The organism is Bacillus sp. V59.32b, from assembly GCF_003429085.1.
Taxonomy (GTDB): Bacteria; Bacillota; Bacilli; order Bacillales; family DSM-1321; genus Peribacillus.
Genome location: NZ_QVTC01000034.1, coordinates 13112 through 38382, shown reverse-complemented (window position 1 = coordinate 38382; position 25271 = coordinate 13112). Strand labels below are relative to the sequence as shown.

Sequence of the window (25271 nt, the reverse complement as noted above, 5' to 3'; positions counted from 1 at the left end):
AGATGAAAAAGGGAGATGAATCATGGAGGCACATGTTAGAAAGTCTTTAGAAGAGTGGAAAGACGAAATTTGTGACTTATTAAAAGAGATAGATAAAGAATACGAGGAAATAAAAAGTGAACTTCAAGTTTATTCCTATAAATTCAGCATTACGAAACAGGTCGTCCAGTCAACCGTAAATGATGAAATCATCCGAAACATCCGTGAACTATACCATAAGCCCTTCGAACAAAAATTCAATCAACTAAAAGAAGAAATTCGAGATCTGGAGGAAAAGAAAAAAGTTTTTCAGATGTTCGTTGATAAAATTGATAAGGTGAAGGAAAAAGAAGACACGAAGCCTTTTGCATCGGTTCAGTAACATCTGGTAACGGAAGATTTTATTACAAATTTCAACAAAATATGACAATCTCCCTTTGAATTGCTAAGACAGTTATGTTAGGATAACTTTAAATTACTACTTTTGAAGCTTGATATTTTTTTTTAGTAGTAAAATAGATTCAAAGGGAGATTGAAATGAAAAAAGTAATTATACCCAGTTTGTGTTTTGCCGTATTGTCAACGGCTGCTTTTGACCAGACTGTCTATGCAGCACCATTGCCCGGACAGCAAGTGAATGACAGCATCAAATATGTGAACGTAGGTTCCGGTTCTTTGAACTTACGTAAAAGTGCATCCTCCAGCGCCACGGTCATGGCCAAATTATCAAAAGGTACTCAAGTCACCGTCTACTCACAGTCCAACGGCTGGTCCAGGATTAAAGTAAATGGGAAGGATGGGTACGTCAGCTCTAAGTATCTAACACCCACAAAACCTTCTGGCATTTCGCCAAAAACTCAAACGACTACTAAATATGTCAATGTAACTGCCGGGTCAAGCCTGAATTTACGAAAGAGCGCATCCACCAGATCCTCTCTTGTTACAAGGCTAGCGAAAGGTACTCAAGTTACCGTATATTCCGGGTCCGATGGCTGGTCCAGGATTAAAGCGAACGGCAAAGTAGGATATGTGAGTTCGAAATGTCTAACTTCTGCTAAGCCTCCAGGTTCAACATCAACCAAAACTCAAGTTTCCACCAAATATATTAATGTAAGTTCCGGCTCTTTGAACTTACGTAAAAGTGCGTCGACGCGCGCATCTGTCATGGCAAAACTGTCTAAGGGTACACCAGTTACGGTTTATTCTGAATCGAATGGATGGGCCAAAATTAAAGCGAACGGCAAAAATGGCTATGTAAGTTCAAAGTATCTTTCTGCCACCAGGCCCGGATCTGGCAGGACAGCAGCAAACACAAAAATCACAACGAAATACATACATATAAACTCTGGCACATTAAATGTGCGCAAGAGCGCTTCTACCAGCTCGAACATAGTCACAAGACTAGCAAAAGGAGCACAAGTTTCCGTTTATTCTGAAGCGGGCGGCTGGGCGAGAATTAAAGCCAATGGTAAAGAAGGGTATGTCAGTTCTAAGTACATTGCTGCAACTAAACCTGGTGTCGTAAAACCTGCACCTAAACCCGTTGCTGCCAAACCCGCACCTATTCCAAGCACGATAGCTAAATATGTCAATGTTAGCTCCGGCTCTTTGAATATGCGTAAGAGTGCATCATCAGGAGAGTCCATCATTACGAAGCTAGCAAAAGGCACACAAGTCACCGTTTATTCCGAATCTAATGGCTGGGCTAGAGTTAAAGCGAATGGCAGGGACGGGTATGTCAGCTCAAAGTATCTTTCTGCGCCCAAACCAGTTGCTGCCAAACCAGCACCTGTACCAAGCACGGTCGCTAAATATGTCAATGTTAGCTCGGGCTCTTTGAATATGCGGAATAAACCGGATGCCAATGCGTCGATCATGGTCAAACTGGCAAAAGGAGTCCAGGTCACCGTGTATTCTGAGTCCAACGGATGGGCCAAAATTAAAGTTTATGGCGAAGAAGGATATGTAAGCTCAAAATATCTATCCTCTACAAAACCTGGAACAGAAGCGTCCAAACAAAATACCGGATCGAGCAATGATGCTCCTCAAACAACTTTGAAATTTGTCAACGTAAGCAGCGGTTCAAGTTTAAACATGCGTTCTGCCGCCAGCACCGCCGCTTCGATTCTGACCAAGCTTGCGAAAGATTCCGCAGTCACCGTCCACTCAGAAGCAGGTGGCTGGGCAAGGGTGACAGCAAATGGAAAAACCGGGTATGTAACCAGCAGTTATTTAACCGTAAAAGCACCGCAAAGTCCGGGTAATTCGATTGGTAGCATTGACAAAATTTATCAGAGCTATGGCTTGACTTTAGATGAGATGACCGCGATTCAGATGGCTGCCAACGCGCAGACGGATAATGATTATCGAACGTATATAAGGGAAGACGCATTAACTCTGACCAGTTCGTCTAAAGGAACTGTAAAAGGCAGCAATTGGCGCGTAAGGGGCGGTGCCGGACCAAATTATTGGACGGTAGGCACGGTAAATAAAAACCAAACCTTAACGATCAAATCAAAGGTCAAAGGATCGGATGGATACTTCTGGTACGAAGTAAGCTACAACAAGTCATGGGTAAACGCCAGTCCTGAAGATGTAACATACCATGTAAATCCCAATAATTTTGTAAATAAACCAACCGATTCATTCCAGTTTCTGAAATTATCGCAAACTACGAATCTGGACGTCTCTGAAGTAAATGGAAGAATTCTTGCAGGCAAGGGCATCTTGCAGGGAAAAGCTGCAGCCTTTATGGATGGCGGAGACAAATACGGCGTCAATGAGATGTACCTCATCTCCCATGCCCTGCTGGAGACGGGAAATGGCAGTTCGACGCTTGCAACAGGAGTCAAAGTAAACGGCAAGACCGTATATAATATGTACGGAATCGGTGCTTATGATGGCTCCGCAGTGAGCAGTGGAGCGCAATACGCTTTTAATGCAGGATGGTTCACCCCGGAAGCCGCCATCATTGGCGGGGCGAAATTCATTGCCCAAGGATATATTAATGCTGGACAAGATACGTTATACAAAATGAGATGGAATCCCGCCGGAGCCGCTAAAAATGGGTATGCTACCCATCAATACGCGACTGACATCGGTTGGGCATCGAAGCAAGTGAAACAGATCTATAATTTATACAGCCTCTTGAATTCATACAGTATGACACTTGAAATTCCTAAATATAAATAACATAAACCAAACAACCTGGGTCCCCTTGACTCAGGTTGTTTTGCACTCTGTGAATAGAATTGCTTGCCAACATAGCAGGGAAGACTCCAATCAAATTTTAGGACCATAAGAAAGCTGCCTCTACAACTGATTTACGGTATCTTGACATCTCAGACGTCGGTACAAATCATGGCGAGCATCAAAGCGAATCCGTATGACTATAATAATTTGCTGGAAAATCACCCCCTTTTACCTATTTTTGATCCCCAAGTGCTATGAAATAATAATAGAAATGTAAGCGCTTTAATATGTGCAATCGGTTTGACTACTAACTTCAAAGGGGAGAGGGACGATGAGCGGAAAAAATAGCAAAGCTTTAAAACTCTTTTTAATTGTTTTGTTGTTCTTGCAAGCGTTTGTACCAGCTTCGTTGCTAGGGAATTCCAGTTTAGTAAAGGTTCAGGCAGAAGAAAAAACAGTCACATTGGTAGGTGACCTGCAAACCGAGCTTGGTGCCGCAAAGGACTGGGATCCATCAGACCCTGGCACACATATGGTGAAGCAGGAAAATGGCAAGTATAAATTGTCAGGGACTTTGCCTGCAGGAACATACGAATATAAAATTGACATCAACGGTTCATGGGATGAAAACTATGGAGCTGATGGTGAAAGAAACGGAGCGAATTATAAACTAACCATTGAAAAGGAGACGAACTTGACCTTTATGTATGACGATTCAACCCATATTGTAACAGTACTTCTGCCGCTTCCTAAAGATGATTTGCCGCGTATTGTCGGTGATATCCAGCCGGACATCCAGGCCGGTCAGGAATGGTCTCCTGAAGAATCTACTGCAATTTTGAGCGATGATGATGACGATAATATCTATACTTACAAGGTGGAAGTGCCAAAAGGAAAACACGAATTTAAAATTGTGCTCGGAAACAGCTGGGAAAAGCCGGCTTATCCTCAAGAAAACTTTATATTAAATGTCTTAAAAAATACGGAAATCACCTTTTTTTATCATCATGGCACAAAAGCGGTATCCACTGATTATGATGCCGGATTGCCTGATGGTTCGGTGCAAGGAGATAAACTCTATCACAACACATGGGACAAGCTCTATCGCTCTCCATTCGGTGCGGTAAAGTCAGGAGACAAAGTAAAACTGCGGCTTCGAGCGAAAAAGGGAGACTTGTCAGCCGCTAAAGTTCAGCTTAAAAACTATAACACAGGGAACACGCAATCGATTGATATGGATTACAGCGGCTGGACTAATCTTGATGGTTCCGATGTTGAGTTTTGGGAAGCTAGTGTAACGCCTGAGGAAAAAGGGGTTTATGGATATAAATTCATTGCTCGTGACGGAGACCATATGAAAGAATATGGCGAAGATACCCAGGAAGGAAACACAGGAACAGCGGTTGATTCAAACGCCGGTCTCTTCCAGATGACCGTTTACGATCCACGATATAAAACACCGGACTGGATGAAAGAAGCCGTCGTCTATCAAATCTTCCCCGATAGATTTTTTAATGGAAACAAAAACAACGACAAAGCAAAAAATACGGCCCGAGGACCTGAACCGATCGAGTACCAAGACTGGAATGAGCTGCCTGATAACCCCCGCCTAATAGATAGAGAGGAATATGATGGAGATGGCATTTGGAGCAACGATTTTTATGGTGGAGATATTGCCGGTATTCAGAATAAGCTGGATTATATTGAATCCCTTGGTGTCAATACGCTCTATCTGAACCCTATCAGCCATGCCGCTTCTAATCATAAATATGATGCGTCCGATTATAAGGCGATGGATCCGATGTTCGGTTCGCCGGGGGAGTTTAAAGAATTTACTCAAGAATTAAAGAAACGCGGCATGCACTTAATATTGGATGGAGTATTCAATCATGTAGGGGACGATTCGATTTATTTCGACCGCTACGGTAAATATAAAACGGTCGGAGCTTACGAATATTGGTCACGCGTTTATGACCTCGTAAACCAAGGAACGTCCGAGAAAGAAGCCAAACTGCAAGTAGAGGAAGATCTCAAGAACCTGGGACAGCAATTTAGTCCATATGGATTCCACACCTGGTTCAATATCGAAAACGAAAAGGTGAATGGTGTATATAAATATCAAGCCTGGTGGGGATATGATTCCCTGCCGGAGATCAAGTCCATCCCTGGTAAAGCAGTAGATTATGATTCCGAGTTAAATAACCGACCTTTCGCGGATTATATTATGTATGAGGACGATTCGGCAGCAAAAAGCTGGTTAAAGCGTGGTGCATCCGGCTGGAGATTGGATGTAGCCAATGAAGTCGATCCTGAATTTTGGCGAGAGTTCCGTAAAGAGCTGAAGAAAGGCAAAAAGGATGACCCGTTGATTCTTGGTGAAATTTGGGATGATGCTTCTGAGTATTTTCTTGGTGACCTTTATGACTCGGTGATGAACTACCGATTCCGCGGAGCGATGATCGATTATTTAAAAAACGGCAATGTCCAAGGAGCCTCTGATGCACTTCATTCCGTGCAGGAAGACTACCCGGCAGAATCGTTCCACGCCCTCATGAACTTAATGGGTTCGCATGATACACCGCGTGCCACATTCATATTAGGTAACGGAACCGATTCCTATGAACGGGCAGAGCATGACAGCAAATACGACCACGAATTGGGTATTAAACGTTTGAAGCTAGCAGCCATTCTTCAAATGGGTTACCCAGGTGCGCCAACTATCTACTATGGAGATGAAGCCGGGGCAACGGGCTCTAAAGACCCGGATGATCGTCGCACATACCCTTGGGGTAAGGAAAATCAAGCTTTAATCAAACACTATCAAATCGTAGGAAAGGTCAGAAAGGAGCACAGTAATCTATTTGCCTACGGAGATCTAAAAACCCTTTATAGCAAAGAGGATGTAATGATCTATGCACGCACCGATAAAAAGAACGCTGCCATTATAGCAACCAACCGCGGAAACAACGACCAAACGATTGAGCTGGATACGAAAGATCTTTTAGTGAATGACGTTAACTTTAAGGATCAGCTTAACAAAAAATACAAAGTCAAAACAGAAAACGGCAAATTAAAAATCACAGTCCCGGCAATGAGCGGGCGGATGCTCGTTTCCGAAAAAGGGCAAAATCTGAAACGACCTTCAGCGGTGAAACAACTTTCAGCCCAAGAAGGAACCCATACCGTCAAGCTGCAATGGAAAGGCGATGCCAAATCATATAATGTCTATCAAACGACGATAAGCGGTGCATTGTATAAACAAGTAGGAACCACTACGAAAAACAATGTGACGATCGATAAGTTAGACAATGGCCGCAAATACTATTTTGCGGTAACCGCAGTAGATAAAAGCAATAATGAATCGACAATAACAGAAATCGAAAAAGCGGCGATTCCCCATGTTAAACTCATAAACGGCAACTATGATATTCAAAACGTCTCCACGCTTATAAACGGAGCAATAGACTTGTCCCAACAACAAAACGTAAATGGAGAAATCTTTATCGATGGAGAAACTGATAGCAGCTTGGCGGAAGGTCTTATTGCACAGCTTCATGTTAAATCGCCAGGGGAAACAGATTGGTCCGTTTATCCTGCGCAATATACAGACCAAAATGGGAAGTATAATGTTTTTACATCAGCTTTCTTGCCGTTAACAGCGGGCGACTATCAATATAAATATGTGTTTTCTACTGATCTTGGACGGAATTGGGCAGTAAGTGACACGCAGACCGTTACTTATTCAAAAGGCGAGGACACAAGCCCGCCTGCAGAAAGTGTAACGCTAAAACAGCCATCTCAGGAATCCGGCCAGGTCAACCTTACCTGGAAGATGCAAGAAGCAACCGATCCATACATGATCGCGATTGTTCGAGATGGAAAAATGATTGAAAGATTGTTTACCAGCACACAATCAAGCTACAAGGATATGAATGTTACAAACGGACAGACATATGTTTATGAAGTGCTCGTTTATGATCAATTTGGCAATTACGTTCCTTCCAACAAGGTAAGTATTATGCCTGATTTGGTAACGGTTGAAGTAACATTCAAGGTACATGCACCAGACTATACGCCTCAGGGTGCAAAGATCACCATACCAGGCAGCAAAAACGGCTGGAATACCGGAGCCTGGGAAATGACAAGAAACGGTGCCGTCACCAATGATTATGAATATACGATCGAGGCCCAGGAAGGTGAAGTGCTAACCTACAAATATGTAAAAGACGGTTCTTGGGATAAAGAAGGGCTGGCTGACCATACACCAAGCAACCCGATTGATGATGATATCAGCTATTACGGGTATGGTGCACAGGGTACCGATATGAGTATCGTCGTATCCAATCAGGGCGGCAATAAAATGGTCATTCAGGATAACATCCTCCGCTGGATGGATCAGCCTATCATGATTACCTCTCATAATGACGGGCAAACCGTTACAACAGATACGATTTTATTAAAAGGAAATGCGATTAAAGAAGGAGTACTAACCATTAACGGAGAGAGTGTAAAGGTGAATGAAGATATGTCCTTCACGCATGCCATACCATTGAAAAATGGTAATAATGAATTAAACATTCATATCGAACCTTCCGAAGAAAATAAAACGACGATCTTCAAAAATGACGGCGGTGCCATTAGCAAAAATACAAAGGATATTAAACTGGCAATTATTAAGGAATAGTTATCGATGGCGAAGAAAAACACCTGTATTGATTCGTAAAACCAACGAATTCATTGCAGGTGTTTTCTTTATGGAAGAGAAGTAGTTTGTGCCCATTTATCAATGATTGATTTCAAAGAGCCTAATTGGTTTGAAAATTGCTGTTTCCGATGACCATTCGCACCGGAAGGATGGGGGAAACCAAACAGGCAAGTTAGCCCTGAGAGCTTTTTATCATCCATTAGCTTACGGATAACTTGTTCAACCGATTTTCCTAATGGAATGATGAGCGGGCTGTGATGAAGCTCTTCGATTTCTTTTGGAAAAACCTCATAGGCATAATGGCGCAAGAGTGAGGATTGGTCTATTTTAGGCCGGTGGCCGGTATAATTTTTATCATGATAAAAGACGGGATATTTCATAATCGATGTAGTATGCAATAGATCTCTTTCTTCATGAAACAAGGCTTCAGCGTTTACAAGCTGTAACGCTCTTGCCACCCCGCTTTCATTTAACATGGAAATTAAGTGGGTTCTCATCGCACCCGAAAAGCTCGCCGCTGTTTTCGCTTCTTTAAATAGCGTTTCCGGAGATTCTCCTCTGCGCATACTTTCAATGACCTGTTTAAAAGCCGTTTTCATTTGCGTCCATCCTGGTGTGATTCCGACGATTACGATCCTGGCCTCCCGGTTCACATACTCATTATGTGGCGAAAAATACATCGCCAAATCCCCGTGCTGTTCGATCAAAAATTGTTTTGACAGCAGCTGTTGTTTAGTTAGGTTTGTATTGTAAGGCAGCCCGGCGATTGATACTAAAAAATCTTCTATCCGGAAGTCTTGGTATGTCATAGGTTTGGCTTCCGAGCCAGTTATTAAAGGATGCAAAATCAAGAAAAGCTGTGATCTAAAAGGCTTCACAGCTTCCATCAGTATTTATAATGTCTTTACATAGTCCTCGATCATTTCATCTGTTACATTTTTACGATCGGGGATAACCCTTAGTCTTGGCAGACGGTTGATCATGTCCGTCACTTTATTTATTTTTTCGATCGTAAAAGGACGGCCTTGTTTACACAAGGACACCGCTTCCTCAATATAGGATTCACGTTCCTGATCTAAAGCCGAAAATTGATTGTAAATCTCATTCTGTTTCTTCGCATGCATGGCAAGGTCTTTATGTACGCTCATATTGTCACTCCTAAATTTATAGCAAATCTTATTTAAACATCTTACCAGTTTATCTTCACTTCGTTAAGAGGAAAAGCCTGTGCATGATACATAACTTCAATAATTGAGGTAGAATAATACTAGAATAAATTTAAATGAAAAGTTGTGATAAACCGTGTGTTTAATCCTATTTGCTTATAAAACACATCCAACGTATAAGCTAATCGTTGCCGCCAATCGGGATGAATTCTACGGGCGGGCGACTGCTCCGGCTCATTTCTGGGAGGATCAGCCCCATATACTCGCAGGCCGGGATTTAGAAAAAATGGGAACATGGATGGGAGTGTCAACAAGCGGCCGTTTTGCGGCGTTGACGAATTATCGGGATCCAAAGGAGATTACAGAAGGAAAACGTTCACGCGGAGAGTTAGTAGCAGATTTCCTGAAAGGATCTACTCAAACCTTAGATTATATGCAAAAAATAGCAGCGCACCGAGATGCGTACCCAGGCTATAACATGTTAGCGGGGGATGCTAATGAGCTTTATCACTATTCAAATGTTGAGGATACACTTCATAAGTTAGAGCCAGGAATCTATGGGGTCAGCAATCATTTATTAAATACCGACTGGCCAAAGGTGAAACTTGGCAAAGAAGGCTTAGCGACCATCATTAGCCAAGATAGCGAGGCGATGGATGAGCAGCTTTTTGCACTTCTCCAACACAATGATACAGCCCCGGACGAAATCCTCCCAAACACAGGAGTTTCCATGGAGTGGGAGAGGATTCTTTCACCCTTGTTCATCAAAAGTAAAGGCTATGGTACGCGCAGCTCGACTGTTTCAATGATGACAGACGAAGAAATTTTCTATATGGAACGAGTCTACAGGAAGCAAGGTGTGAACGACCAGGAATTTATCATTAAGTTATGACATCAAAAGTGACTTGAAAGAGTGAACATATGCGATCTGCATATGTTTTTTTAATGGCAGATAGGAAAGTATAAACTTTCTTATCTACATAAAGGAGAACACGTACTAACTGCGCCACATCTTATCTCTTCGCCTGTGTGACCCACAGTGTGGGCCTAACTACGCCTCTGACTTCGCCTTTCAGGCTCGCCAATCGGCGAGTTTTCTTTAGATGCGATTTGTAGTTACTCCAGGCAGTTGATATATTTCGTTCTCGGGAGGCTCCTGCATTTTCATTTTTAACAAACGACCAGTATCCACCAATTCCTCTAAGCCTTCTTTAATTTCGCTTGGTCGAACTCCAAAAATATCAGCGACTTTTACTGTTGAAATAGACATATATTTAGGCGACTTTGATGAAGACATAATCATGGTTGCTATTCTTTGAAACAATACTTCTTTATCCAACATTTCAGCTCCCTCCATTTTTTTATCCATTAACATTCACTTCTCCGCAAAAAAGTAATCTATGTCTAATAATTTCTCTCTTAATAGTAAAAGTTATACCTATGTAAAAAGGAAGCATTTTCTGGATTTTTTATTATTGTTGTTTTTATTATGGGCAATGCTAGAAAGATGGCGGGAAATTACCTTTCATACTTTATATGTAAAAGGAGGCAGCACAGTAATGTTTTCGATTGAAATCAACGGAAAAAAATATCAGGCAGAGCATGGCCAGACCATTCTGGATGTGGCCAAATCGGAGGATTTGTTCGTCCCAAGTATTTGTTACCACCCCGATCTCGGGACAATCCAAACCTGTGATACTTGTTTTGTCAATGCGAATGGCCAGATGGTGCGTGCCTGTGCCACAAAGGTTGAGGAAGGGATGATGGTTGACATTGCTTCCGAGACTGTAAAGGACGCACAATACGAAGCGATGTCGCGCATACTGAAAAACCATGAGCTGTATTGTACCGTCTGTGATAACAATAATGGAAATTGTACGGTACATAACACTGTAGAATACATGGAACTTGAACATCAGGCCTATCCGTTTGAAGCAAAGCCATATCCGCCGGATAATTCCCATCCTTTTTACCGCTACGAACCGGATCAGTGCATCCTTTGCGGTAGATGTGTCGAAGCATGCCAGGATTTGCAGGTCAATGAAACACTTACGATTGACTGGAATCGAGAGGTACCGCGGGTTATTTGGGATAATGATGTTCCGATTGATGAGTCATCCTGTGTTTCTTGCGGACATTGTGTGAATGTATGCCCCTGTAATGCATTAATGGAAAAATCGATGCTTGGCGAAGCTGGTTTTCTAACAGGCATTCCTCCAAAGATACTCGCTCCGATGATCGATTTAACGAAGGAAGTGGAACCTGGTTACAAGGAAATTTTCGCCATCTCCGAGGTAGAGGCTTCCATGAGAAAGGCAAAAATTAAACGTACCAAAACGGTTTGTACCTATTGCGGAGTCGGTTGCAGCTTTGAAGTGTGGACAAAAGACCGTGATATCTTGAGAATTCAGCCGACACATGAAGCTCCGGTCAATGGAATTTCCACCTGTGTAAAAGGAAAATGGGGCTGGGATTTTGTGAACAGTGAGGAGCGGTTGACGAAGCCGTTAATTCGTCAGGGCGATGAATTTGTCGAAGCGACCTGGGACGAAGCGCTTGATTTAATTGCAAGCAAGCTTGGCAAAGTTAAAGAAGAACACGGGCCGCAGTCCATCGGCTACATTGCCTCGTCCAAGTGCTCGAATGAAGAGAACTTTTTATTCCAGAAGTTCGCCAGAAGCATTATGGAATCAAACAATGTAGACAATTGCTCCCGGTATTGCCAATCCCCTGCTACAGCAGCGCTTTTAAGAACGGTTGGGCTCGGAGGAGATTCAGGGACGATGGAGGATATTATGGCAGCAGACCTCGTGATCGTTGTCGGCGCAAATCCTGCGGAGTCTCATCCCGTCTTGGCCACCCGTGTAAAGAGGGCCCATAAATTACATGGACAAAAGCTTATTGTTGCGGACATAAGGGAGCATGAACTGGCCCAGCGTGCGGATGTATTGATTCATCCGAAGCCAAGCACCGACCTTATTTGGCTCAATGCAATCACAAAATATATCCTGGACCAGGGCTGGCAGGATCAGCAGTTTATAGAGAGCCGCGTCAACGGGTTTGCGGAATTCTCCAAAAACCTTGAAAAGTTCACCCTCGAATATGCTGAGGAGAAAACCGGGCTCACGAGCGAAGAATTAATTACGATAGCGACGATGATTCATGATTCAAAGGGTACGTGTATTTTGTGGGCAATGGGTGTTACCCAGCATTCAGGCGCGACAGATACGAGTACTGCCATCTCCAACCTTTTGCTGATTACCGGAAATTATGGCCGGACAGGTACCGGCGCCTATCCGCTAAGAGGCCATAATAATGTCCAGGGCGCCTGTGATTTTGGGACAATGCCTGCCTGGTTCCCAGGTTATGAAGCCGTACAGGATCCGCGCGTGCGGGAGCGCTATGAAAAAGCTTGGGGCGTATCCCTTCCAGAAGAACCCGGCTATAACAACCATCAGATGGTCGAAGGCATCCATAAAGGAAATATAAAAGCAATGTACTTATTCGGCGAAGAAATGGCGATCGTCGACTCCAATATCAATCATGTTCATGATGCCTTCGAAAAGCTCGATTTCTTTGTGGTCCAGGATATTTTCTTCAGCAGGACCGCCCAGTTTGCCGACGTGGTATTGCCGGCGGCGCCGAGCCTTGAAAAAGATGGAACATTCGTAAATACCGAACGCAGAATCCAACGATTCCATAAAGTGTTTGAACCGCTGGGCGATTCAAAACCAGATTGGGAAATCTTTCAGCTTATCGCCAACCGCCTTGGAGCGAATTGGAATTATCAGCATCCCTCTGAAATTATGGATGAAGCGGCGAGCCTTGCCCCGCTTTTCGCCGGTGTCAGCTACGATCGTTTGGACGGCTGGAACAGTCTTGTCTGGCCGGTTGAACCAGATGGCCAGGATACGCCCCTGCTTTATACGGAAAAATTCGCTTTTGCAGATGGTAAAGCAAAGCTTGTCCCGGTTGACTGGACCCCTCCGGTAGAAGTCGGAGAAGAATACGACTTGCATTTGAACAATGGACGCCTGCTTGAGCATTTCCATGAAGGAAATATGACATACAAATCAGAAGGGCTTACACATAAGGTGCCTAATCCGTGGCTTGAGGTTTCATTACAGCTAGCGAAAGAACGGAATCTCGAAGATGGGGCGCTCGTCGGGTTGACGTCCCCATATGGTTACGTTGAGGTGCGCGTGCTTGTGACAGACCGAGTCAAAGGCAACGAGCTTTACCTCCCAATGAATTCGAGAAGGGATATTGAGGCAGTAAACAGCCTGACAAGCAGCTACCACGATCTGATTACCCATACACCAAGCTATAAAGAGATGAGCGTGAAGCTGGAAGTGATCGAAAGTGAAGGGGAGCGGCCGCTTCCAAAGGAGAATCACCGCTTTGGAAACCGGATTCCGCAAATCAGTGTCAGAGTCGAAGAAAAATGGAAACGGGAAGATTTTAAACAGATCGATGAACTGTTTGAGATAAGGGGGGATGAGTATGGCGAAAGCGATCAGGCGAATTAATAAAGAAGTACCTAATCAACAGGAAGAACAGGCTGAAGCAGTAGCAGATATTTTAAAGGAATTAGCGGAAAACCGGGAAGCGATTATGAAAAGCCTTGCCATTTTAAAAGGGCTTAATGACATGAGAGTACTGGAAACGGCCCATGCTCTTTTAGACCAACGCACAGAGGTTGCAGCAATTGCCATTCAACAAATTAACCAGCCTGGCATGCACAATGTCATTAAAAACGGAATGGGCGCTGTCGGGTTTCTCGGAACCCTTCAGCCCGACCAGCTGAATACGATTCTAGACGGACTCGGAAATGGTTTAAAACGTCTCTCCAAAACGGGGGAAAAAGGGAAGAAACAAACGATTTGGACAATGAGAAGGCGGCTGCGAAGTCCGGAAATCAGAGCTGCTATGACAACCATGGTTGATTTTCTCGAAGGAATGGGTGAAGTATTCTTAGAGAACAGAGAGAAACAGAAAGGATGAATGGTATTGGAAGAAGCGGTTGTTGTCGTTAAAAGTATGCAACACCAGGATGACGCTGATAAAGTGCTGAATGCCCTGCAGGATGTGTGGGGGATTGGAAGGGCAGAAGTGGACCTAAAGCGTAATCAAGCAACCTTTACTTATGATAATCGAATGGCCTCGTTACAAGATTTTGAGCGTGCACTTCTTGATACAGGCTATGAAGTCATTACCAGTTCAATCGAACAATAAGCGGTCTTATCAAAGAGAACATCACCGTCTGCACATTTTAATGAAGCGCTTTGATTTGAAACGAGGAGGTTGATTTATGAGAAAATGTGAAGTATGCGGCAGTGAAGAAGAAATGGAAAGTAGTGACGAATTAGTCGGCATCTCTCATTTGCATATTTGTGAAACCTGCCAAAGTGACAGGTATTTAGAGCCATTAGAGTAAACCTTAGAATTGAATTGATATAGTAGCGTCATTTCTAATTCTACAAGTAGCGCTATTATTATGCATCAGACCAGTTAAGAGGAGCCAATAATACGGGAATCCTCCCGTATAATTGAATCGCGAACCCACATTAGAAATAGTTTATTTAACATATTCGACCATAAGACGCGAAGAGCCTCTTAACTTGTGTAGTTTTCTGAGATTACACTTGAAAACATAAGGGTAAGCAACTCACTAAAAACCGGCAGCACTGCTGGAAACTAAGTAAGAATTGAAGGGAGAAAGCATGCAGAAATACATGCTTTTTTTCTTTGGAATGATTCTCTATATACTGGCAGTTACAAAGTTCCTATGCTACATATTTTTAGCGCATTCAACTGAAACTAGAGGAAGGAAGGGGCCCCTGCAAGATGGAAGAATTAATCATTGAAGGAAAAAAGATAAGGATAAACAAGCCAGACATAATGATTTGGGAAGAAGCAGGTATTAATAAAATCGACTACATACAATATTTGCTGAATGTTGCTCCTTTTCTGCTCGAGCATGCAAAAAACAGGCTATCAATGATCTGGATCTATCCCCATGGCATCGATGGGAAGAGAATTGAAAAACGCTCCCTTCCAAGCAGTGCGCCAGATTGGGTTAGCCATACGTTTTATAAAGAAAAGCAGCGGATGTTATTAAATGATAAAGCGACATTGGTATGGGCAGCAAACTATGGTGCATTAGAATTTCATGTTCCGTTTGATACCTATAAAAAACAAAATTATCCATTGGAAATGGTGTTCGATTTAGATCCTCCTGATGATGAACATTTCGATCTTGTATTAGAGATCGCACTGAAACTGAAGGATGTACTAGCATCCCTGGGTCTCACTTCTGTTCCCAGGACGTCAGGTTCAACCGGTATGCAAATTTTCGTTCCTATTGCCCCGCTGTATTCATTTGAAGAAACAAGAATAATAAATAAATTTATCGCTGAATATCTAGTTGAGAAGATGCCTAGTGCTTTAACGTTAGAAAGAGCTGTTAAAAAAAGGGAAAACAAGGTTTATTTTGACTACTTACAACTGTGGAAAGGCAGAACAATGCCAGCCGTATATTCGCCAAGAGGAAAACCACAGGCCACAGTTACCACACCTGTCACATGGGAGGAGGTGCAAGTAGGCTTCCGCCCGACTGACTTCTCGATATTAAATATAAGCGAACGAATCCGCGAAAAAGGCGATCTGTTTTCTGTAATCACTACAAATAAGACACCTCAAACCTTTGATGAAATCCTTTTATTTATAAAGAAACATTAAAAACATAATGGTAAAGGACTTATTGTATAAGCCTCTGGAATATCTTTTTCATAAGAGGTGATGGAAATGGATAATGAGACGAATGTTTGTTTTCATTGCAAAAGATTAGTGACTTTTATCGATAATACTTGCCCAAAATGTGCTAAGCCAAAAAAATTGCTGTTTGAAAAGCAAATGAAGGAGAGAAAGACACAAAGTAAAAAGGAACAAGAGACACGGAACAAAAATGAACTAATCAGACTGAGAAACCTTAAAATAAGCGAAATTCAATGGGAGTATATCAAAGCTATTGACCCATCCGAACATGAATTGAATAAAATAGGTGCTTACGGCTGGGAACTGGTAGCGACCTATTTAATAAAGCACCATGACGACGAACAGACGCAGGAATTTATCTTTAAACGAAAATTAAATAAATAAATGGGCTGGATTCATGAGTTTCTATTTCATATGGGTAAAATATGAAAAACCTGAATTAAAGGAGTCGCTGTTAATGGTCGAAGCACAGGTAAATAAGTTTTGTGAAAAATGTAAGAAAGAGACGATTCATTTTGCGAGAGAAGACGCGTTAGAGATCGAATATCGCTGCATGACATGTGATCATCATGAAGAAATAATAAAGACATTTTTTTAAATGGCCAATCACCTTTTTCATTCTTAGGCGTTGCTTTATTTTTCTATAGTAACAAAGTTACCACCAAATGGAACGGGACGTATGCCTCCTGAAGGGTAATAATAAAGGCGATAACCTTGAAAGGATGAGATGCGTGCATGTCTTTAGAATGGTTTGACAGAGTAAGCGGGGAATTACAGGATAGCCTTGAATCCATCTGTGAAAAATACGACCAAACCGGTGGAATGTTGATCGAACGGGGCGCTAAACATCCGAGAATCGAATTCTTCACAGAAGGGGAAGAGGATGAACGAGAGTATTTTACCACCTTATTTTTTGACCCGCATAATGAAGAATTCTATATGGAATCTTTTGAACCCGATCTTGGTCACGTTAGCAAGATAGTCCTATCTGATATAGAGGATATCGTTGATGCAGTCCATGAAAACTTACATGACTATGTAAACGGTGATGGACTGAACGAAGAGGTATATGTGGATGAAGAGGATTTACATGATCTGGATGAGAGCGGAGATATTCAGCTTCTAGAAGAGATCGAGGTAGAATGGGAAACCCCTGAAGTAACAGCTTATTTAGAAGAAAATGAAGTAGAGGTTACGTATCAATTCGGGGTCATTCAGGAAACTGGTGATGGCGTGCTCAAGCGTATCAACCGGATTTGGACGGATGATGAAGACTTGATAAAAGACGAAACCAACTTCATTTTTAGTAAAGAAGAAGCGAGCACGATTATAGCGATGATCGCCAGCCATATGGATTCAATGAGTGAAATGAATATTCAATGAGTTTTTCAAAAAGCCGTCCAAAATTTTGGGCGGTTCTTCTATTCATTTGCTTATTGCTAATGAAATTATAGATAACTTCAGTGAAATCCAAAATCTTAACATTAATAAAGCATAAGCGGATACAATAAATAGCAGGTTCCTAACAATAACCGATAAAGGTGAAAACAATGACAGATTTTTGTCCGGTCATATGGCCGGAAGAACCAACTCCAGTGAAGCATTTATCCTGCCGCGAATGTGGTCTTTACGAGCAGGGATCACGGATGATCTGGGGCGAAGGAAATCCGGATGCACCGATCATGATTATTCTTGATAACCCTGGAGCCCGTGAGGACCGAGAAGGAAGCCCGATTGTTTGCGGCACGAGACAAACGTTACAACAAGCTGCCAATGAAGTCGGTTTAGACGTGAATGATTTGTATGTTACATATATATTGAAGAGAAGGCCGGTAAAAGCTTACGACAAAAAGAGCGTACGAGAAACCTGCATGATGCATCTGACCGAACAGCTCAAAGAAAAAACCCCCAAGCTCATTCTCTGCTTGGGCAACGTAGCGGTTCAATCCTTCTTTAAAGACGAGAGCGCCGATGTAAAATCCTTACGCGGTTCCTGGTATGATGTTCAGGGATTCCAGACAGCCGTAGCTTACCATCCCTTGGCGGTTAGACGTCGCCCTAATTTATGGCCATTATTTAAACAAGATTGGTTGCAGGTTGCCGAGCGTTATCACCATTAACCTTAAAAAAACAAACCCCAAAAATAGGTTTGTTTTTTAGCAGAAAGGAACCGTATAAACTTTCCTTTCTGCATAGTGAACTACGTCTAATCTCCGCCTTAGGGCTCGTTAATCTACGAGTTTTCTTTATCTTTATTTTCTTCTTGGGGAGTAAAGGGATAAATCTCTTCTGCTGTTTCCGTTTGATACTGGACTCCCTGCAGCCATCGCGGCCTAAACCGTCTCGGAAAAGTGTTCCTTGCAACATATCTGTGATACAAATACTCAAACATCGCTATCACTGTAGCGGCAATAAAGGTGATATAAATCGGATTTCCGACTGTAGTCATACCCGAAACCAATGACCATATGATTATCAGCGATATACTAAAATCAGCTAGCGTAGCTATATAATTATTAGTTCTTGGCAAGATGATCAAGTCCCCAATAATATATTCGACTACATTCAAAGTAACAGCAATGAGAACAACACTTGTCAATGACATTCCAAATGCAAGGCCCAGGACAATATATAATAGAGCCAGAGTAGAAACAAACTTAACCATTATCGTTCGTAAGTGTCGCAGTGAAAATCACCTCCTATTGTATTTTTTCCTAGTGCATGGTAGATAATTCATGATATTAATTTAAAGGAAAACTGGGGATTTGCTAAATGATAAAAGAAAAAAGTTTAAGGACTTATTAAGTTAGAGTAATATCTAAGCCGTCTTCACAATATGATTAAATATCTATTGGGGGGAATGAGGCGGTATGGTGAAAAAAGATATTGAATTCTTGATTACAAAAGAGATGCTAGCTCAATACGTAGAATTGAATCGCAAGAAAAAAGAAATTGAAGCTCAATTGGATCAACTGAAGAAAGTGTTTAATAATTACTTTGACGTGTCAGTTGGCCAGAATGTTAAAGGAGAAATTACCATCAGTGATTATAAATTGCAAAGACAAATAAGAACAACTGAAAAATTCGAGCAAGATTTAACAGTGAAAAGGCTGGAAGAGTTAAATATGAATGAGCTTATTCAAAAAAAGCCGGATGAGGTAAAGATCAAATCCGCTTTAAATCTAGGATTATTGAATACTAAGGATTTAGAAGATTGTATCATCACAAATTCCTCGCAGGCCATTTACGTAAAAAATGTAGAATGAAGCAATCTTGTTTTTGTAACATTCTATTTATACAGAGCCTAAATGGGCTCTTTTTTATTGCTGGGTTTTACAGTTGATAGATTTATCTTTAGAATAAGAAAAAAATATAAAAGTGTCATGGTGCTATAATTTTAAATAGATTAATTCCCCTCAGGTACAAATAAAAACAGGGCATATCAGGGCTTATTCAGAAATACATTTTTTCAATAGGCCCTTCAATTATGACGTAACACACAGGAGAATTTGGGAAAAATCTTCAAATGGAATCTTTTTAATTATGAAAGGAGACTATATGTCAAACATTCAGCTCTTAACAAACGAGCATAATTTCTCATATTACGAGGAGGATTGGTATCCACCTCTAAAAACTGCCCTTAAAGGCTTGAATGCCAAAGAGGCTACTTGGAAACCGGCAGGGGAATCGGTCAATAGCATCTGGGAAACGGTAAATCATATGCTCTATTTTGAAGAACGGCTTCTTTGCCAATTAGAGTGCAGAATGAATGATTTTAATAAAGAGAGTGAGAACGACCTCACATTCAAAGAGGGAAATTCGGAGGATGATCAGGCATGGGAACAAATAGTAAAAAAAGTAGATGAAATTCATGCAGGTATAAAGCAGGCGATTACTAGTTTACAAGAAGACGATTTTGAAAGGCTTGCAAAAGCAATTATGGGTGTAATCAGACATGACGCTTACCATACAGGGCAAATCATTCAAATTAGGAAGCTCCAAGGATCATGGGCGGCCAAAAGAAAGTTTGAATTCTAATGGTTTTTTGTGGTTAATAACACACAGCAATTACCATGTACTAAGAACACAAAACAACCTATCTTTATTATTTTCAAAGGCCCACTTAGTGGTCTTTTTGCAATTTTACGGCGTGACCGATTTCTTAAAGTAGACCAATTAATAATATGCTACAAGCACTAGAAATTTGTCGAAATGGAAAGAAAATTATGTAAATATCTCTCTTTATTATTTATACTAAAGGAATAGCAACAATCCAAACTTTTAATATTCAACAAAGATTTATGGGTAGGGTTTTCCCGTTAACTGAAAAAAGGAGTTGGCAATATGTCTGATTCATCTAACCAGAATGTCACAATATTCTCAAATGAAACTCTCGTAAAAAGCTTCATTGAAATTATTGAAGAAATTGCCGATTCATCGGAGTCAACGGCTATTATTGAAAAACTCGGTTATCGTACTGGGAAATCGGAAGCTGAAAAAATAAATATGAATGCTAATAAGTCAGATTTTATAAAAGTGCTCTCCTCTTTAAATTTAAAGGGAGGGTGGGGGACAGCGGAAATAACCGACTTAGCACGGGATAGCAAAATCGTGTTATTGAAGCTTACAAAAGCAAATGACAGCAATCAAGGTCTTACGCCCGCTAAGTGCTTTATCTCTAGCTATCTTGCAGGGTTATTTAGTATACTTTTTCGCGAAGACATGTGGTATGAACATACGAAAGAAGGAGCAGATTGCTTGCTTATTAAGATTTCTCCTTCCGAAAACGTTGTAATCAATGACCTGAAAACATTTTTAAAACAAAAAGAACAAGAGAAAATACAACATTTAGAAAACATTGTAGAACAAAGAAGCTTAGATTTAAAGAATGTAATAAGGGAGCTATCTTCACCAGTTATTCCAGTATTAAACAATACGATCGTAATCCCTTTGTTTGGCAAATTTGAAGATCCCTATGCCAGTGAACTGAATGAAAAGATTCTACAAGGTGTTGTCCAATATGGAGCAAGCTATTTGCTTCTTGATTTGACCGCTGTTAAAGAGCTTGATGAATTTACACCGTCCGTCATCCACAACATTACAAATTCGGTTAAGCTGCTGGGAGCAGAAACATTTCTCGTTGGCATCTCACCGGACATAAGCAGCGGAATAGTCAGGTCCGGGATGGATTTAGGCAATTATAAATGTTTTAGTACTCTGCAACATGCCTTACAATACACACTCTTTATTGAAGGTCTTGAAATTACAAAATCCATGAAAAGTTAAGAAGTTAATAGTTATAAGTTAACAATAGGAAGGAGAGGGAGAATGTTTGCAGCCGAATTGAATGGTAAGATTCCTACATCTCTACAGAACCATGAAGACGTACTGACTTCTTCGGTCGTAGGCACTTTTCAATATTTATCCTCCCCGACATATATTCAATCGTTATTAAAGTCTTGTGTAAATATTATGGAAACACAACTAACATTTGCTTCATCTTTTAAAGAATGCAAATTCTTCTTTTGGCCGAGGCTTGAAAAATCAGAACCAGATGTGCTTATCCATATACAGGATGAAAAGGATAGAGGGTATCTAATTTGTATTGAAGCAAAATACTGGTCGGATAAATCAAGCAAAGAGGACCTCAGCGTAGATTTTGAAGAACGGAAAAATACTCAAAGAGATCAGCTTGCCCGTGAAATTGAAGATATACATAACTCTGAAAATCTTCGTTTATTAAATATTAAAAAGAATATTGAGGAAACATACTTAATCTATCTGACTAATCATACATCCATGCCGTCTAAGGAAATGGCTGATAGCATTCACCTAATTAATGACATTACTTTTACTCAGGAGCAGCTTTATTGGCTTCCGTGGAGAAAAATCCATAACTTTATTAATGAACTGGTGCACTTTTTGACACCCCAGGACGCTAAGCTCCTGAAGGATCTTAAAAGTTTACTAGAAAGGAAGGGACTACAAAGCTTTGATGGATTTAGGAATAGGCATCACATTGAATCAGTTTCAATCAATGGCTATACATATGATACCGCATCCCGCTTATCTAGTTGGGATGACATACAGGATGTTACGGAGGTAGTACGAGAATATGGAAGAGTCACATATTGAATTTAGCAGTTCACTTAAAAAGTCAGTAAATAACGTGAGGCATCTTATAAACAATTCCATTCTCATGTTAAGAGATTTAGATGCAGCTCTATCCAAACATGGATTCCAACCAATATACGGGAATGCTTTAGGATCAGAGTCTAGTAAAAGTATAAATCAATCCATGAACCAATTTGCTACCTTTTTACCGCAATACATAGCTAGACCATATGCTTTGAAAAGTGATATCAAAGCAGGAGAAGTAAATAAGATTTTATTCTGTAATACACAATTTTTTTATAGAGACCTAGAAGATTTTCCACCAACCTTAATAAATAGTGCAATCATATTCCCTGAACCAGTTAAAAACGTAAAAGGATACGTTCAGTATTGGTGGTTGAAGTCTGCTGTTTTTGAGTCAGTAAAGTGGGAAAATGTTAAAATGGAAGGAGAAATTAATAATTATATTGATGAGGAAGATTTTAAAACGATATTCTGGTGCAAGGACCTTATTTCCATCAGTGGCCAAAAAGAACTTCTACAAGAGGCGGAGCAATTAGTGAAAGTGTTCTCGCAGAATTAGTATTAAAGGCTAAACATGTTATATGATTCTGCGAGATCCAGATGCATCTTTTAAATTTAAAAGTGGGAAGACAACCCATGATAAATAGAAGTTGCTGGGATAAAACTATATCAAAGCAGCCTTCTTTTGAAATCTTACAACTATTTTTTCATGTTCTTAATTTCTTCAGTAACGACAAAAGCTAAGTCATCGTTGCCAAATAAATCTAACACGCCAAGCAATGTTTCGTCAGCAACTTCACCTGCTTCTTCTTTAGGAACCGTCAAATCAAGTGCTTCCTTTAAAGCTAGATTAGAGGCCTGATTGGGATAAGCCTTTATATATAATTCTGTTGGATCAAGTTCATGATTAACGCACCATTGGGCAAAAACGAGAATCATCATTTTTTCTTCACTTTGATAGTTTTGGATTATTTTTTCTTGTATCTCTTTTTGATTCATTTATTTTCTCCTTTAAAAGCATGTACATAAATTATAATGGAAGCTGATGGGTTTTTCATTAACTTAAAACGATCGATAGACTACTTTTCCTGGGAAAGCGCAGGATAAGACAATATTTTCGCATTTTCAGGTTATGGGAGTTTATACAATTTCCCATAATCATCAATGAACTTGCCGCGGTATTTTACACTTTCCTAAAGATTTTTGAGCGTTATTTTGATAAGAATTAGGGAAGATTAAGAATAGGAGTACTACTTTGTTTTAGAGAGGAGAAATTCACATGGATCGTATTGAAGCAGGCGAAATTTTTACAATCAGCGATGATGATGAACAAGAGCATGAAGTTGAGGTAATGGGTACAATCGTTATTGAAGACACAGAATATGCGGCAGTCAGCTTTGTAGAAGACATTCAAGAAGAAAGTGATGATATTGATGTTTTCTTTTTAAAAATCGACAGTGATGGTGATATTTCAGCCATTGAAAGCGACGAAGAATTTGAAAAAGTATCCGCCGCATTTGAAGAAATCATGGAAGATGAAGAATAATCTCGAAACAAAAAAGGGGGGAGGGGACCCCTCCTTTTTTTTTGTAAAATAGTTTTACTTAATAGCAGTGATTCACACTAAAGATGGGTTTACTTGATAGGAGGATTTGAATAATGCTACACAATCAAATAAAAAAATACATATCGAAACTAATGAAATCAGTGGAAGAACAGCAATCGTCACAGAAAGACGATGCGATAATGGTTCATATATATAAAGAGGAAAAAGAATATGCAGAGAAACATCAGTTGATAGCTGAAGAAATAAAAGGATACATTACTTTAGCAGAGCCTGTTTCCCGCTTTTCAAACGCCCATATCGAGCGATGTGATAAAGAATCAGAAGAAGTTATTACTATAGAAGAACCACAGTTTTTAACCCAACCTATAGAGTACTTAAAAAAACATAAAAATGAATTTATTTACCTGGAATCTGATTGGTGGGAACTGGTGTGTGTGGACGCTGTTTCAATCGAGTGCGATGATGTATTCGGAACGTACAACGTCATGTTGGGATTAAAGCTGCAGAAGAAGTACGAATTAATATTAAAAGCCCATCTCAACAATGCATTACATGTTGGCGATGCAAAATTTTCTTTATTGTTTGATCAGAATGAAGGTTTATGGAATTTAAACTTTGCCTTGGACTATACGGATGGCTTCAAAGAAGAAATGTCGATTGGAGAAGCGTATAGTTCCATTTATCAATTTATTTTTAAGCTGGTTGAAGTGGTTGAAGATAAATAAAAATCGCAGATTGGAGAGTTGTAGTTTCATTCATACAGATAGAAGGTTTTCAAGGAAAACTAAGGGAGTTGATCGTACTTGATTCGTACTTTTGCGGTGATGAACGATTTGAAGGTTTTAAATGATTTACCGCTGAATCGATTATCCGATCCAGATGTGAAATGGTATTGGGTCGATTTTGATGCACCTACTGAAGAAGAGTCTTTGCTGCTTAAAACTCATTTCAGCTTTCATCCGTTAGCTATTGAAGATTGCTTGCAATTTTTGCAGCGTCCAAAACTCGATTATTACGATGGATATGATTTTTTTGTGCTGCACACTCTAAATCAAGTCTCACTTACACCCGAAGAAGTGGATGTATTTGTTGGTGAAAATTTCATTGTCACTTTCCATTTATCGGCTTCACCTGAAATGCAGATGGTTCATCAAAGATTAATGGAGGATGATAATTCGCTGGATAAAGGCACATTATACGTTTTTTATTTAATCATGGATAAAATTGTCGACGAGTTTTTCCCTAATATTTATAAAATTGAAGATGATTTAAATGAATTCGAAACCAAAGAAGCAAATAAAAACTTTATTGAAGGAGTCTTTGAGCTTAGAAGCCAACTACTCAAAATGCGCCGAACCATTTTCCCCATGCGCGAATTGGTGTATAGAATTCTTAATTCGGAAAGAGTAATCATACCGAAAGAAGAACGGGTGTACTTCATGGATATTTATGACCATTTGTTGAAACTTTCCGAAATGATCGAGTCAAACCGGGAAATGACCACCGATATACGAGATAGCTACATTTCAATAAATTCAAACCGGATGAATGCAATTATGAAGACACTGACCGTTATGACATCGATTTTTATTCCATTAACCTTCATTGCCAGTATCTATGGGATGAACTTTGAATATATGCCGGAGCTTACATGGCATTGGGGATATTTTGGAGTACTGGGGGTTATGTTTGTTGTCGGTTTAGGCATGCTAATATGGTTGTGGCGTAAGGGCTGGTTCAAATAGTA

Annotated in this window: 26 protein-coding genes; 21 read left to right on the top strand and 5 right to left on the bottom strand. The window is 40.5% G+C overall.

Going from position 1 to position 25271, the window contains the following annotated elements; genetic code table 11:
* Positions 1-22: 22 nt before the first annotated feature.
* The 3 genes from D0463_RS09160 (at position 23) to D0463_RS09150 (ending at position 7855) form a co-directional block, all read left to right on the top strand.
* Positions 23-361, top strand: a complete 339-nt coding sequence (locus D0463_RS09160) for a hypothetical protein (protein WP_117307099.1) — start codon at positions 23-25, stop codon at positions 359-361.
* A 155-nt stretch (positions 362-516) separates the two neighbouring features.
* Positions 517-3171 carry an SH3 domain-containing protein gene (locus tag D0463_RS09155; RefSeq protein ID WP_117307098.1) on the top strand — a complete coding sequence of 885 codons (2655 nt, stop codon included), beginning with the start codon at positions 517-519 and terminating at the stop codon, positions 3169-3171.
* Positions 3172-3502: 331 nt separating this feature from the next.
* The gene (locus tag D0463_RS09150; protein ID WP_117307097.1) at positions 3503-7855 is read left to right on the top strand and encodes an alpha-amylase family glycosyl hydrolase; all 4353 of its coding nucleotides are present in this window, start codon (positions 3503-3505) and stop codon (positions 7853-7855) included.
* A gap of 68 nt (positions 7856-7923) precedes the next feature.
* Here the strand turns inward: D0463_RS09150 and D0463_RS09145 are convergent, their stop codons facing one another.
* Positions 7924-8685 (bottom strand): hypothetical protein, encoded by a 762-nt coding sequence (locus tag D0463_RS09145; protein WP_117307096.1) that lies wholly within the window; start codon positions 8683-8685, stop codon positions 7924-7926.
* Between the two features lie 84 nt (positions 8686-8769).
* Positions 8770-9024 (bottom strand): DUF2533 family protein, encoded by a 255-nt coding sequence (locus D0463_RS09140; protein WP_117307095.1) that lies wholly within the window; start codon positions 9022-9024, stop codon positions 8770-8772.
* Between the two features lie 154 nt (positions 9025-9178).
* Here D0463_RS09140 and D0463_RS09135 point away from each other — a divergent pair, with 154 nt between their 5' ends.
* The gene (locus D0463_RS09135; RefSeq protein WP_117307094.1) at positions 9179-9934 is read left to right on the top strand and encodes an NRDE family protein; all 756 of its coding nucleotides are present in this window, start codon (positions 9179-9181) and stop codon (positions 9932-9934) included.
* 207 nt (positions 9935-10141) lie between these two features.
* On the opposite strand, the gene D0463_RS09130 is transcribed toward D0463_RS09135, so the two are convergent.
* Positions 10142-10411: a hypothetical protein gene (locus D0463_RS09130; RefSeq protein WP_254052754.1), complete on the bottom strand. Its 270-nt coding sequence runs from the start codon at positions 10409-10411 to the stop codon at positions 10142-10144.
* A 190-nt stretch (positions 10412-10601) separates the two neighbouring features.
* Between D0463_RS09130 and fdhF the strand changes: the two genes are divergently transcribed.
* From fdhF to D0463_RS09095, 9 genes are all read left to right on the top strand, one after another.
* Positions 10602-13571 carry a formate dehydrogenase subunit alpha gene (gene fdhF / locus D0463_RS09125; protein ID WP_117307093.1) on the top strand — a complete coding sequence of 990 codons (2970 nt, stop codon included), beginning with the start codon at positions 10602-10604 and terminating at the stop codon, positions 13569-13571.
* The gene (locus D0463_RS09120) at positions 13546-14046 is read left to right on the top strand and encodes a helical membrane plugin domain-containing protein (protein WP_117307092.1); all 501 of its coding nucleotides are present in this window, start codon (positions 13546-13548) and stop codon (positions 14044-14046) included. Before fdhF ends, D0463_RS09120 begins: the two co-directional genes overlap by 26 nt.
* Before the next feature lie 6 nt (positions 14047-14052).
* Positions 14053-14277, top strand: a complete 225-nt coding sequence (locus tag D0463_RS09115; protein ID WP_160118389.1) for a heavy-metal-associated domain-containing protein — start codon at positions 14053-14055, stop codon at positions 14275-14277.
* A gap of 76 nt (positions 14278-14353) precedes the next feature.
* On the top strand, positions 14354-14479 hold the full coding sequence (locus tag D0463_RS20100) for a hypothetical protein (RefSeq protein WP_301950635.1): 126 nt from the start codon (positions 14354-14356) through the stop codon (positions 14477-14479).
* A gap of 410 nt (positions 14480-14889) precedes the next feature.
* Positions 14890-15783: a non-homologous end-joining DNA ligase gene (gene ligD, locus D0463_RS09110; RefSeq protein ID WP_117307090.1), complete on the top strand. Its 894-nt coding sequence runs from the start codon at positions 14890-14892 to the stop codon at positions 15781-15783.
* 66 nt (positions 15784-15849) lie between these two features.
* A complete protein-coding gene (locus tag D0463_RS09105) occupies positions 15850-16203 on the top strand; it encodes a hypothetical protein (RefSeq protein WP_117307089.1) in 354 nt (117 codons plus the stop codon).
* Positions 16204-16276: 73 nt separating this feature from the next.
* Positions 16277-16417: a hypothetical protein gene (locus D0463_RS19590; protein ID WP_174234307.1), complete on the top strand. Its 141-nt coding sequence runs from the start codon at positions 16277-16279 to the stop codon at positions 16415-16417.
* Positions 16418-16554: 137 nt separating this feature from the next.
* Entirely contained in the window at positions 16555-17202 is a 648-nt protein-coding gene (locus tag D0463_RS09100; RefSeq protein WP_117307088.1) for a hypothetical protein, read from the top strand.
* A gap of 167 nt (positions 17203-17369) precedes the next feature.
* Positions 17370-17939, top strand: coding sequence for a uracil-DNA glycosylase (locus D0463_RS09095; protein ID WP_117307087.1), 570 nt, complete (start codon positions 17370-17372; stop codon positions 17937-17939).
* A gap of 113 nt (positions 17940-18052) precedes the next feature.
* Here D0463_RS09095 and D0463_RS09090 read toward each other — a convergent pair whose 3' ends face one another.
* Positions 18053-18505, bottom strand: coding sequence for a YndM family protein (locus D0463_RS09090; RefSeq protein WP_301950637.1), 453 nt, complete (start codon positions 18503-18505; stop codon positions 18053-18055).
* A 184-nt stretch (positions 18506-18689) separates the two neighbouring features.
* Between D0463_RS09090 and D0463_RS09085 the strand changes: the two genes are divergently transcribed.
* From D0463_RS09085 to D0463_RS09065, 5 genes are all read left to right on the top strand, one after another.
* On the top strand, positions 18690-19085 hold the full coding sequence (locus D0463_RS09085) for a hypothetical protein (RefSeq protein WP_174234306.1): 396 nt from the start codon (positions 18690-18692) through the stop codon (positions 19083-19085).
* A 292-nt stretch (positions 19086-19377) separates the two neighbouring features.
* Positions 19378-19857: a DinB family protein gene (locus tag D0463_RS09080; protein WP_117307085.1), complete on the top strand. Its 480-nt coding sequence runs from the start codon at positions 19378-19380 to the stop codon at positions 19855-19857.
* A gap of 306 nt (positions 19858-20163) precedes the next feature.
* Complete coding sequence (locus tag D0463_RS09075) at positions 20164-21105, top strand: STAS domain-containing protein (RefSeq protein ID WP_117307084.1); 942 nt, start codon at positions 20164-20166, stop codon at positions 21103-21105.
* A gap of 42 nt (positions 21106-21147) precedes the next feature.
* Positions 21148-21954: a hypothetical protein gene (locus D0463_RS09070; RefSeq protein WP_117307083.1), complete on the top strand. Its 807-nt coding sequence runs from the start codon at positions 21148-21150 to the stop codon at positions 21952-21954.
* The gene (locus D0463_RS09065; protein WP_117307082.1) at positions 21935-22516 is read left to right on the top strand and encodes a hypothetical protein; all 582 of its coding nucleotides are present in this window, start codon (positions 21935-21937) and stop codon (positions 22514-22516) included. The genes D0463_RS09070 and D0463_RS09065 overlap by 20 nt, the downstream gene beginning before the upstream one ends.
* A 140-nt stretch (positions 22517-22656) precedes the next feature.
* Here the strand turns inward: D0463_RS09065 and D0463_RS09060 are convergent, their stop codons facing one another.
* A complete protein-coding gene (locus tag D0463_RS09060; protein WP_117307081.1) occupies positions 22657-22956 on the bottom strand; it encodes a hypothetical protein in 300 nt (99 codons plus the stop codon).
* Positions 22957-23236: 280 nt separating this feature from the next.
* Here D0463_RS09060 and D0463_RS09055 point away from each other — a divergent pair, with 280 nt between their 5' ends.
* The 3 genes from D0463_RS09055 (at position 23237) to corA (ending at position 25269) form a co-directional block, all read left to right on the top strand.
* Complete coding sequence (locus D0463_RS09055; RefSeq protein WP_117307080.1) at positions 23237-23503, top strand: DUF1292 domain-containing protein; 267 nt, start codon at positions 23237-23239, stop codon at positions 23501-23503.
* A gap of 113 nt (positions 23504-23616) precedes the next feature.
* Complete coding sequence (locus D0463_RS09050) at positions 23617-24249, top strand: branched-chain amino acid aminotransferase (RefSeq protein ID WP_174234305.1); 633 nt, start codon at positions 23617-23619, stop codon at positions 24247-24249.
* 78 nt (positions 24250-24327) lie between these two features.
* Entirely contained in the window at positions 24328-25269 is a 942-nt protein-coding gene (gene corA / locus D0463_RS09045; RefSeq protein ID WP_117307079.1) for a magnesium/cobalt transporter CorA, read from the top strand.
* The last annotated feature ends 2 nt before the right edge of the window (positions 25270-25271 follow it).